9 protein-coding genes are annotated in these 10,407 nt (G+C 65.5%); 2 read left to right on the plus strand and 7 right to left on the minus strand.

The window, feature by feature from the left end; genetic code table 11:
• Window positions 1-3: 3 nt before the first annotated feature.
• The 4 genes from ACFQ24_RS20810 to ACFQ24_RS20825 are packed head-to-tail and all read right to left on the minus strand — an operon-like array spanning window position 4 to window position 4,212.
• Window positions 4-1,416: a sugar porter family MFS transporter gene (locus ACFQ24_RS20810; RefSeq protein ID WP_380914764.1), complete on the minus strand. Its 1,413-nt coding sequence runs from the start codon at window positions 1,414-1,416 to the stop codon at window positions 4-6.
• 24 nt (window positions 1,417-1,440) lie between these two features.
• Window positions 1,441-2,313, minus strand: coding sequence for an SMP-30/gluconolactonase/LRE family protein (locus ACFQ24_RS20815; protein ID WP_380914766.1), 873 nt, complete (start codon window positions 2,311-2,313; stop codon window positions 1,441-1,443).
• 1 nt (window position 2,314) lies between these two features.
• A complete protein-coding gene (locus tag ACFQ24_RS20820; protein WP_380914768.1) occupies window positions 2,315-3,073 on the minus strand; it encodes an SDR family NAD(P)-dependent oxidoreductase in 759 nt (252 codons plus the stop codon).
• Window positions 3,070-4,212 carry a fumarylacetoacetate hydrolase family protein gene (locus tag ACFQ24_RS20825; protein WP_380914770.1) on the minus strand — a complete coding sequence of 381 codons (1,143 nt, stop codon included), beginning with the start codon at window positions 4,210-4,212 and terminating at the stop codon, window positions 3,070-3,072. Before ACFQ24_RS20825 ends, ACFQ24_RS20820 begins: the two co-directional genes overlap by 4 nt.
• Window positions 4,213-4,377: 165 nt before the next feature.
• On the opposite strand from ACFQ24_RS20825, the gene ACFQ24_RS20830 reads away from it, so the two are divergent.
• Window positions 4,378-4,569, plus strand: a complete 192-nt coding sequence (locus ACFQ24_RS20830; RefSeq protein ID WP_380914772.1) for a hypothetical protein — start codon at window positions 4,378-4,380, stop codon at window positions 4,567-4,569.
• A 115-nt stretch (window positions 4,570-4,684) separates the two neighbouring features.
• Here the strand turns inward: ACFQ24_RS20830 and ACFQ24_RS20835 are convergent, their stop codons facing one another.
• A complete protein-coding gene (locus ACFQ24_RS20835) occupies window positions 4,685-5,146 on the minus strand; it encodes an EF-hand domain-containing protein (RefSeq protein ID WP_380914774.1) in 462 nt (153 codons plus the stop codon).
• 284 nt (window positions 5,147-5,430) lie between these two features.
• On the opposite strand from ACFQ24_RS20835, the gene purB reads away from it, so the two are divergent.
• Window positions 5,431-6,747 carry an adenylosuccinate lyase gene (purB, locus tag ACFQ24_RS20840; RefSeq protein ID WP_380914776.1) on the plus strand — a complete coding sequence of 439 codons (1,317 nt, stop codon included), beginning with the start codon at window positions 5,431-5,433 and terminating at the stop codon, window positions 6,745-6,747.
• A 245-nt stretch (window positions 6,748-6,992) separates the two neighbouring features.
• Here purB and ACFQ24_RS20845 read toward each other — a convergent pair whose 3' ends face one another.
• Complete coding sequence (locus ACFQ24_RS20845) at window positions 6,993-8,066, minus strand: LacI family DNA-binding transcriptional regulator (protein WP_380914778.1); 1,074 nt, start codon at window positions 8,064-8,066, stop codon at window positions 6,993-6,995.
• Between the two features lie 74 nt (window positions 8,067-8,140).
• A complete protein-coding gene (locus ACFQ24_RS20850; RefSeq protein WP_380914780.1) occupies window positions 8,141-10,285 on the minus strand; it encodes an alpha-glucuronidase family glycosyl hydrolase in 2,145 nt (714 codons plus the stop codon).
• Between the last annotated feature and the right edge of the window lie 122 nt (window positions 10,286-10,407).

Raw genomic sequence — 10,407 nt, forward strand, 5'->3', positions numbered from 1 at the left:
GGTTCAGCCGACCATGTCCTCAAGCTCGCGGCCCTTGGTTTCATTGACCATGGCGCGCACGAAGAAGAAGGACACCAGCGCGAAGAAGGCATAGCCGCAATAAGCGACCGCCAGGCCCGGCGACACGACCAGCGAGGGGAAGCTGACCGAGACGACCGCATTGGCGATCCACTGAGCGAAGCCCGCGACCGCCAGGCCCGATCCGCGAATCTGGTTCGGGAACATCTCTCCCAGCATGACCCACATGATCGGGCCCCAGCTCATGTTGAAGAAGATGACGTAGAGATTGGCGGCGACCAGCGCGATGACGCCGTTATTGCCCGGCAGCGACACGGCGCCGTCCGCGCCGGTAACGGCGGTGGAGAAGGCGTAGGCCACGGTCGCGAGCGTCACGGCCATGCCGGCCGACCCGATCAGCAGCAACGGCTTGCGGCCGATCTTATCGACGAGGGCGATGGTGGCGAGGCAGGCACCGATGGACAGCACGCCCGACAGGATGTTGGTCTGAAGCGCATAGTCTTCCGAGAAGCCCACGGCTTCCCACAGCGTCGCGCCATAATAGAAGACGACGTTGATGCCGACCAGCTGCTGGAACACGGCAAGACCGATGCCGGTCCACACGATGGGCCGAATCTTGCCGCTCGCCTTGTCGACAAGGTCGCTCAGCTTCGGGCGGTGATGATCGGCAGCCAGGCTGGCGCGGATCTCGCTCACCTTACGCGCGGCCTCCTCCGCGCCGAACAGGCGGGTGAGCACGGTCCGAGCACGCTCTTCCTGCCCACGCGCCACCAGGTAACGGGGGCTTTCGGGAATCACCAGCAGGGCGAAGAAGTAGATGGCGGCGGGGATAGCCTGCAGCCAGAACATCCAACGCCAGGCTGGAAAGTCCAGCCACAAGGACGCGGTCGACCCGCCAGCGTAGCGCGCCAGCACGAAATTGGCGACGAACGCCCCGGTCAGGCCGGAAATGATCATGACCTGCTGCACCGAAGACAGGCGGCCGCGCACGGCCGCGGGGGTTACTTCGGAGATATAGACGGGCGAAATGACGCTCGCCGCGCCGACGCCCAGACCACCGATGATGCGGGCGATGATGAAGATGGCGGACGATCCTGCCGCGCCGGCGAGCAGGGCGCTCACCAGGAAGAGGACAGCGGACAGCATCATGACGCCACGGCGGCCGATGATGTCGGCCATGCGGCCCGCGCCGAACGCGCCGATGGACGAACCGACCAGGATCGCGCCGACATTGACGCCGATGCCCAGCTTGCCGAGGTCGAACGCGCTTTCAAGGCCCTTTTGCGTGCCGTTAATGACGCCCGAATCATACCCGAACATAAAACCGCCGATCGTCGCAACCGCGACGATCGCTGCGATGAAGGCCATGTTGACCTTCCCGGCGCTCCCCTCACTCATCCTGACGTCCTCCACACTTACTCGTTATATCGTTGCAATGGTTCCCGGCACGCCCGCCACGCCGGGGTCGAATGCAAACAGATCGCCCGCCAGTGGTTGCGCTGTCAACGCTGTCATGTCCAGCCCCTTCCGCGCGGTGGTGGCATAGGCGGTGCGCAGGTCCGGCCCGCCAAAGGCGATCTTGGTGATGTTGGACACGGGGAACCGCACCTCCTGCATCATCTTACCCGCCGGATCGTAGCGGCGCGCGGTCCAGCCGCCGTACAGGCCGGTCCAGAGGCATCCTTCGGCATCCATCGTCGGGCCGTCGGGATAGCCTGCGCCATCCTCGATCTCGACGAACAAGCCGGTTTCCTGCACCGCGCCGTCCTCGCTCAGGCTGCTGCGCCAGATGCGCTTGCCCAGCGTGTCGGTATGGTAGAGCGTCCGGCCATCGGTCGAGACGGCAGGGCCATTGGTGATGGACACGGACGGCAGGCCGGAGTCGGCGCACAGACCCTTGTACAGGCGGTAGAAACGCCCGCTCTCCTGCGCCTCGCCATCGTCCATAGACCCAAACCAGATCGCGCCGTCCGGTGCCACCGTGGCGTCATTCTGCCGATTGCCGGGCAACGCCGCTTCGGGTGCGTGGAGCAGGACGAAGCTGCCGTCGGCGGGATCGAAGCGATGCACGCCGGTTTGGAGGCCGACCGCAAACAGGCCGTCGTCGGTGGGAAGGATCCAGCCGACCTGCGCCGGCGCGGTCCAGTGGCGCGCATCGCCGCCCGCCGGATCGAACCGGTGGATGCGGTGCTCCTTGATGTCCACGAACCACAGCGCGGCGTCGCGCGCGACCCATACCGGCCCTTCGCCCAGCGTCGCGCCGACCGAAAGGACGCTCTGTGCTTCGATGCTCATGTCAGCGCCACCCCGCGTCGATGAAATAGTCGTGACCCGTGCAGAAACGGGCATCGTCCGATGCCAGGAACATCGCCAACGCGGCGACGTCCACCGGCAGGATGCGGCCGTCCAGGCACTGCGCCGCGACGATCTCCGCCTCGCCTTCGGGTGTGTACCATTTTTCCTGGCGCGGCGTCTTCACATTGCCGGGGATGATGGTGTTGACGCGGATATTGTCGCGGCCAAGATCGCGGGCCAGGCTGCGCGTCAGCCCCTCGATCGCGGCTTTCGCGGTCTGGTAGAGCGCCAGTTCGGGCAGGGCAAGGTGCCAGCTGATCGACCCGAAATTGATGATGACGCCGCCGCCGTCGCGCTTCATCGCCGGCACGACCGCCTGCGCCGCGAAGAACAGGTGGCGCAGGTTCACGGCCATCCGCTCGTCCCAATAGGCGGGCGTGACGTCCTCGATCTTGTGGCGATCGTCGTTGGCGGCATTGTTGACCAGGATGTCGATGCCGCCCAGCTGCTCATCAACCCGGGCCATCATCGCCTGAACGGCGTCGATATCGCGTAGGTCCACGGCGTGGAACAGGGGCTTGAAGTCGGCTGAGGACAGGCGGTCGACCAGCGCTTCGCTCGCTTCGACGGCGATGTCGCAGAAGGCGACACGGGCGCCCTGGCCCACAAAGGCTTCGACCAGTCCTTCACCGATGCCGCTGCCGCCGCCGGAGATAAAGACCCGCTTGCCTTTCAGGCTCGGGTAGATGGCGCGGCTCATGCGTTTTCTTTCTCTTTCGTCGTCAACAGGCCGCGAGCGGCAAGGTTCGTCATCAGGGCGGCGACGCCCAAGGTCCAGGGCGTCGCGTCCTTGGAGGTCACGACCCGGTTCACCAGCTTGCCCAGGCGCGGGGTGGCGATGGCGACCGTGTCGCCCACCTTGTGGGTGAAGCCGCGGCCCGGCTCGTCACGATCCTGCACCGGCGCGAACAACGTGCCCAGGAACAGCGCGAAGCCATCGGGATATTGATGTTCGGACAGCGTCTGGCGCACGAGGTCCAGCGGATCGCGGCTGATCTGGTTCATGCTGCTGACGCCTTCCAGTCGATAGCCTTCCGGACCGTCGATGGTCAGGCCTACTTCGGCATTGCGCACATCGTCGATCGTGAAGCCATCGTCGAAAAGGCGGATCAGCGGCCCGAGCGCGCAGGACGCGTTATTGTCCTTCGCCTTGCCCAGCAAAAGCGCCGAGCGCCCTTCGAAGTCGCGCAGGTTGACGTCATTGCCCAGCGTCGCGCCCACCGTCTTGCCGGTGCCATCGACCACCAGCACGATTTCGGGTTCCGGATTGTTCCAGGTCGAATCGGACCGGATGCCGATCTCCGCGCCCAGGCCCACCGTGGAAAGGATCGGCGACTTGGTGAAGACTTCGGCGTCGGGGCCGATCGCGACTTCCAGATATTGCGACCAGAGCCCGTCCTCGATCAGCGCGGCCTTGAGCGCGGCGGCTTCGGGCGAACCCGGTACGACGGAGCGGATGGAACCACCGACTCGCTCTTCCAGGCGGCCGCGAATTTCCGACGCCTTGGTGAAGTCGCCGCGCGCGCTTTCCTCGATCACGCGTTCCAGCGCCGACACGGCGAAGGTGACGCCGCAAGCCTTGACGCATTGCAGGTCGACCGGGCTGAGCAGGGGGAGGGCGAGGCCCTCCAGCGTACCGAGCGGCTCGCCGGCCGTTGCATCGAGGGGAAGTTTTTGAACGAGTTGCGCGGCGGTGGGCGCGACGCGGCTCATGTCGTAGACCTGGCCCTTGTCGACCAGAATGGGACTTGGGCCGTCGGCAGTCTGCACACGGCCGATGAAAAGACCGTCCCGCCAATCGGCAGGCAAGCAGTCGAGCAAGGCAACATCCCCCGGCATCATCAGCTCCTAATGGGTGGTTTATAGATTGATAGCGCTACCAACATGGAAGCCGCATCGAAGTCAAGAGGATGTTGCGGGAAAGCCGCGTCGCGGCGTGATCGTGCAGGGGTGTTTTGGTTGCGGCTTTTCCATTGCGCCGCTTTCGGGCATAGCCGTTGCACGATGAGCAAGAATGACACGAAAACGCCTGCCGCGCAGGAGCCCGCCGCCGATCCGAATGCCGCTCCCGCATCGCCGGATCTTGCCACCGCCGCGCGGAAATCGGCGGGCAAGGGCGTATGGATGGGGACGGCGGTGGGCATCGGGTCCGCCGCGATCGTCGCGGCCCTGCTTTACGCGCGCAAGAAGAACTGACGCTGCCTTTCGTGCAGCAGAAGGCGGCATGGCCTTCGCTCCACGCCGCCTTCGCCGATGCGACCCGTAAAGGGCTCTTATTTCCTGCCTTCGTGACAGCAGGGATGGGGTGACGTCAGGCCGCGCCGCCGCTCAGATAGCTGATGAGCTCGGGCTTGCTGACGTTGGCGCTCTTGTCCTTGTCTGCGCTCGTGAACGCGCCGTTTGCCCAGGCTGTGACCTGGTCCGCGGGCAACGTGTTGCCGGTCGACTTCATTTCCTGATCCTTGAGCGCCAGCATCCAGCGCGAAAATTCCGACTGATCGAGCTGACCGTCCTTGTTGACGTCATAGGCCGGGAATTCGGCATCCACGATGGAGGCGATGCTGTTCGCGGGGCTTGCAGGGGCAGCGGGAGTCGCGCCCTGCGGCTGGGCTGGAGCAGCGGGAGTAGAGCCTTGCGGCTGCGCGGGGGCGGTGGGCGCGGCAGGCGTCGCCGACTGCGGCGCAGCGGGGCTGGAACCCTGTTCCATCGTGGCCTGCGCCATGGCCGGCGCGGTTATCGCCATCGCGGCGGTGCATAGCAAAGTGCGCAACATCCAAATCTCCTGTCGCCTCGGCCGATGGAGAAGATACTCGATCCACCCACCTCAATAATCCTGGAGCCATAATGGCGCAGATTGCGCCAATGTTCCTGAACGGTTGTTCAGGCAACGGATTTCATCTTGCGATTTCTTTCGTTTCGTCTCTCCCGCCCATGATTTTTGCGACGAATGGTTGCGATACCGGAAGAAAGACTCGAGGCGGAACGACATTTGCCCCCGCGGCGGGACGCTGCTAGGCGGCGCGGCGTTCCATCCTTTCCAGTTGCAGGATTCGCCCCATGGTCCCACGCTATGCCCGCCCGCAGATGACCGCCCTCTGGGAACCGGAGGCGCGCTTCAAAATCTGGTTCGAGATCGAGGCGCACGCGACCGAGAAGCTGGGCGAACTGGGCGTGGTGCCGCCATCGGCCGCGAAGGCGCTGTGGGACTGGTGGGCGACCAACCCCGCGATCGACGTTCCCGCGATCGATGCGATCGAAGCGGTCACCAAGCATGACGTCATCGCCTTCCTGACATGGGTGGCCGAGCAGGTCGGCGACGAGGCGCGCTTCATGCACCAGGGCATGACGTCCAGCGACGTGCTGGACACCTGCCTCGCGGTGCAATTGGCGCGGGCGTCCGACATCCTGATCGAGGATCTCGACAAGCTGCTGGAGGTCATCAAGCGCCGCGCCTTCGAGCACAAGCTGACGCCGACCATCGGCCGCAGCCATGGCATCCACGCCGAACCGGTCACCTTCGGCCTTAAGATGGCGGAAGCCTATGCCGAGTTCAGCCGGTGCAAGGCGCGCCTGATCGCCGCGCGCGCCGAGGTCGCGACCTGCGCCATTTCCGGCGCGGTCGGCACCTTCGCCAATATCGATCCGCAGGTCGAAGAGCATGTCGCGCAGAAGCTGGGCCTCGCGGTCGAGCCGGTGTCGACGCAGGTCATCCCGCGCGATCGCCACGCCATGTTCTTCGCGACGCTGGGCGTCATCGCCTCGTCCATCGAACGGCTCGCGGTCGAGGTTCGCCATCTCCAGCGCACCGAAGTTCTGGAAGCCGAGGAATATTTCTCGCCGGGGCAGAAGGGCAGCAGCGCCATGCCGCACAAGCGCAACCCGGTGCTGACCGAGAACCTGACCGGCCTCGCCCGCATGGTGCGCGCCTATGCGCTGCCGGCGATGGAGAATGTGGCGCTGTGGCACGAACGGGACATCAGCCATTCGTCGGTCGAGCGCTATATCGGCCCCGACGCGACGATCACGCTCGACTTCGCGCTCGGCCGCCTGACCGGCGTCATCGACAAGCTGCTCGTCTACCCTGAGCGGATGATGAAGAATCTCGACAAGATGGGCGGCCTCGTCCACTCGCAGCGCGTGCTGCTGGCGCTGACGCAGGCGGGGGTGAGCCGCGAGGACAGCTACCGCTACGTTCAGCGCAACGCGATGAAGGTCTGGGAATCCGACGGGCAATTGTCGCTGATGGAATTGCTGAAGGCCGATCCCGACGTCGCGGCAGCGCTGCCCGCGCAGGAGATCGAGGAGAAGTTCAACCTCGATTACCATTTCAAGCAGGTCGATACGATCTTCCGACGGGTATTCGGCGAGGCGTAAAATCTGCCGCCGGGCGAAGTTCACACCGTCAGGCGACGGTTTTCCGACGAAAATGCGCCAGATCTGCTCGGGACGCGCCGCCGAAGCGCCCGCGAAGCCTCTTCGACGCGCTCGCGAAGCGTCACGCGCGACAGGGAGCGCTGAGACGCGCGGAGGGAAAAGAGGCTGGTGCATCCGCAAGGATAGACCAAAGAAAATCCTATTTTAACAGTAGAATAGGCGCATCCGGCCCGTTGACCAGTCCGCTATGCTCCGGCGCGGTGGCGGGGGCGCAGGCGCGGCGCGGCGTCCGACTGCCGCCGGATCAGGGCATGGTCCATGACCAGATGCTCCGCCTGCGCGGTGCCGCCGCGCCGCCCCTTGAGCTGGCGGACGAGCAATTCCACCGCCGCGCGCGACATTTCGCTCACCGGCTGGCGGATGGTCGTCAGTTCCGGCCAGATGGTGGTGGCGAGCGAGGTGTCGTCGAAGCCGCAGACGGTGAGGTCGCCCGGCACGTCCAGCCCGCTGCGATGCGCGATCGCGACGGTCGCCGCGGCCATGTCGTCGTTGCTGGCGAAGATGGCCGTGGGCGGTTCGGCCAGCGCCATGATCTGTTCGGCCGCATCCAGCCCGGACCGGTAGGTGAACAGGCCCTGCGCGATCAGTTCGTCCAGAACCGGCAAGCCCGCTTCGGACAAGGCTTGCGCATAGCCCTCGAACCGCTTGGCGCTCGCGCTCTGGTTGGGATTGCCCTTGATGAAGCCGATGCGGCTGTGGCCGAGCGCGATCAGGTGTCGCGTCATTTCATAGGCGGCGCGGCGGTCGTCCACGCTGACCGCCGACATGTCCGCCGGCGCGCGTCCGGTCGCCACGGCCACCGCGGGAATGCCGGCTTCGTCCAGCGCATCGACCAGTTCGCCAAGGTCGCAGAGCGGCGGCGGCAGGACTACGCCGTCGATACGGCTGCGTTCCAGATGCGCGACGACCGACTGGATGGAGGTTTCCTCGTCCCATTTCTCGACCACCAGATCGACGCCGCTGCGGCTCGCCTGGTCCAGGCTGCCGACGAGAAATTCGCTGAGATAGGAGGAGGACGGGTTGGAATAGAGCAGCCCCACCCGAACCTCGTCGCCGCCGGCCAGCATCCGGGCGGCGGCGCTGGGGGCGTAGTTCAGCGCCTTGATCGCCTCGTCCACCCGCTCGCGCGTGGCCGGGCGGACTACCTGTTCGCCGTTGATGACGCGCGACACGGTCATCGGCGAAACCCCCGCCACCCGAGCGACATCGTTGATGGTCGGGGCGTTGCGCTGGCGGCGGGAGGATCGAGTGTCGGTCAAACTGGGCGTCTTTTCTACAGGCCGAATGTCGCTGCTTAGTCGTAACGACAAGGGCTGTAAACCGGAGCGCCGTCTTAGTTGTGCCCCGGCGCGTAAGGGAAACTCAGCGCCTTGTACCAATTGAGGTCATGTTCGGGCGCGGCCGCGCCGGCGGGCAGCGGCAGGCGGTTGACCGACTGGAAATAGGCGATGCTGGCATCGCGCCACCATTGCGCTTCGCGCCGCTGGATGCGCAGGAACGCCTCCGTCTGCGCGAACCTTTCCGCGTCGATCAGCGGGCGCAGGCTGTCCCAACTACGCTGCATGTCCGCGACATAGGCGACGCCCCGATCATAATGATGCACCATGCCGTCCCACAGCGTGTCGCCCGATTTCAGGCGATAGGTCCAAGGCAGGTGGTGGAACCAGAGCAGGTCTTGTTCCGGCGTCGTAGCAGGCTTCGCCCAGCGCCGCGCGAGAGGCGGCGCATATTGGCTGACCGCGTCGCTGCCTGTCCGTGTCCGGTCGAAGCCGATGCCGGCGGCGTCGGCCTTGTGATAATAGACCGGGTTCCATTCGGGGCGGGCGAGGTTCGATATCCAGGGGCCGGGGCCGTAATGATGGCCGGTCGCCATGACGTGGGCGAGGCCGAGCGGCGTCATATAGTCGACCGCTGCCTCGCGCGATCCCATCATCATCGCGACCACCGGATCGACCACGCGCGGGTCGGGGGAGAAGGTCATCGCCGCCCATTCGCGCGCGACGGCGTCGGCGGAGAGGCCGGTGTCCCAGGCCATGCGGCCGAAGGCGTACCAGTCGGCCTGGTTGAAGATCGATCCGCTCCAGTCGCGATCGACGCCGATATTGGCGACCCCGGCGATGCCTGTCAGCCGGTGCCCGTCGAGCGATCCGTCGATGACCTTTGCGACCGTCGACCCCTTGCCCTTCGCATAGGTGTCCGCCTCCAGTACTTCCTGGAAGAGCGGTCCGAGATAGGTGAGGTGCGTGGACTGGCCCAGATATTCCTTGGTGATCTGGAATTCCATCATCAGCGGCGTCTTGGGCATCGCGCCGAAGAGCGGATGGAAGGGCTCGCGCGGCTGGAAGTCGATCGCGCCATTCTTGACCTGTACGATGACATTGTCCGCGAACTGGCCGTCCAGCGGCTTGAAGTCGCTATAGGCCTGCTTGGCGCGGTCGTCGGGATTGTCGTGCGCATAGACGAAGGCGCGCCACATGATGATGCCGCCATGGGGCTTTACTGCGGCGGCCAGCATGTTCGCGCCATCGGCGTGGGTGCGCTTGTAATCCTGCGGGCCGGGCTGGCCCTCGCTGTTGGCCTTCACCAGGAAGCCGCCGAAGTCGGGGATGGCGCGGTAGATTTCGTCGGCCTTCGCCTTCCACCAGGCGGCGACGGCCGGGTCCATCGGGTCGGCGGTCTTGAGGCCGTCCAGTTCCATCGGCGCGGTCCATTTGACCGACAGATAGACCTTGATCCCGTAGGGGCGGAAGACATCGGCCAGCGCCGCCGCCTTGGCGATATAGGGGGCGGTCAGGCTGTCCGCCTTCGCATTCACATTGTTGAGGACGGTGCCGTTGATGCCGATGGAGGCGTTGGCGCGGGCATAGTCGGTGTAGCGCGGCCCCTTATAATCGGGTAGCCGCCACCAGTCCCAGATCGACTGGCCGGCATAGCCGCGCTCGACCGTGCCGTTGAGATTGTCCCAATGGTTGAGGAGGCGCAGGCCGATTTTCGGGGCGCTCATGATGTCGAGCGCGTCGAGGTTCGCGCCGGTCTGGGCAAGCCGCAGCCAGTGATAGGCGCCGTGGAGCAGGCCGATGTCGCTGTTGGCGGCGATCAGCGTCACCGGCTTGCCCTCCACCTGGGTTGAACGGATGGCGTAGCCTTCCGGCCCAAGCGCCTGCATCTTGACGGGCAGGGAAGGGGCGGTCTTGGGCGTGGCGAGCCAGAGCGCGCCGGACGAAGGCGCGGCGGAGAGGGCAGGCTTCGTCCCGGTCATGCCCGCGACGGCCCGTTGCAGTTCGTCGGTCGCGGCCTTCAGCGTGGCGCTGTCTCCGGGTGCGACGATGGCGGTCGCGTGGCGGGAAATGACGTCCGCGCGGGCCGCATCGGCCGGTGCGTAGCGCAGCCAGAGATCATAGCCGTCCTCGGCGTGGACGCCGGGGGAGAGCGCCAGGCAGGCGAGGCTCAACATCCAGCAAAATAGGCGCGCTAACACTCATCCCTCTCCTTCATCGGTCGTCGTGCCGCTGCGCATGACAGGCGTGCAAACGGCATTGACAAGCACATCTTGTCCGATCAATGGTAACGGTATCATTCGCTGCTGCAAGCGAAAAGGCG

The sequence above is a fragment of the Sphingobium olei genome, from assembly GCF_042678845.1.
Classification (GTDB): domain Bacteria; phylum Pseudomonadota; class Alphaproteobacteria; order Sphingomonadales; family Sphingomonadaceae; genus Sphingobium; species Sphingobium olei.

Bases quoted from the DNA above. Each gene is read 5' to 3' on its own strand.
- ACFQ24_RS20815 (WP_380914766.1), bottom strand. From the start codon at position 2,313: ATGAGCATCGAAGCACAGAGCGTCCTTTCGGTCGGCGCGACGCTGGGC.
- ACFQ24_RS20830 (WP_380914772.1), top strand. From the start codon at position 4,378: ATGAGCAAGAATGACACGAAAACGCCTGCCGCGCAGGAGCCCGCCGCC.
- ACFQ24_RS20835 (WP_380914774.1), bottom strand. From the start codon at position 5,146: ATGTTGCGCACTTTGCTATGCACCGCCGCGATGGCGATAACCGCGCCG.
- purB (WP_380914776.1), top strand. From the start codon at position 5,431: ATGGTCCCACGCTATGCCCGCCCGCAGATGACCGCCCTCTGGGAACCG.
- ACFQ24_RS20825 (WP_380914770.1), bottom strand. From the start codon at position 4,212: ATGCCGGGGGATGTTGCCTTGCTCGACTGCTTGCCTGCCGATTGGCGG.
- ACFQ24_RS20810 (WP_380914764.1), bottom strand. From the start codon at position 1,416: ATGAGTGAGGGGAGCGCCGGGAAGGTCAACATGGCCTTCATCGCAGCG.
- ACFQ24_RS20820 (WP_380914768.1), bottom strand. From the start codon at position 3,073: ATGAGCCGCGCCATCTACCCGAGCCTGAAAGGCAAGCGGGTCTTTATC.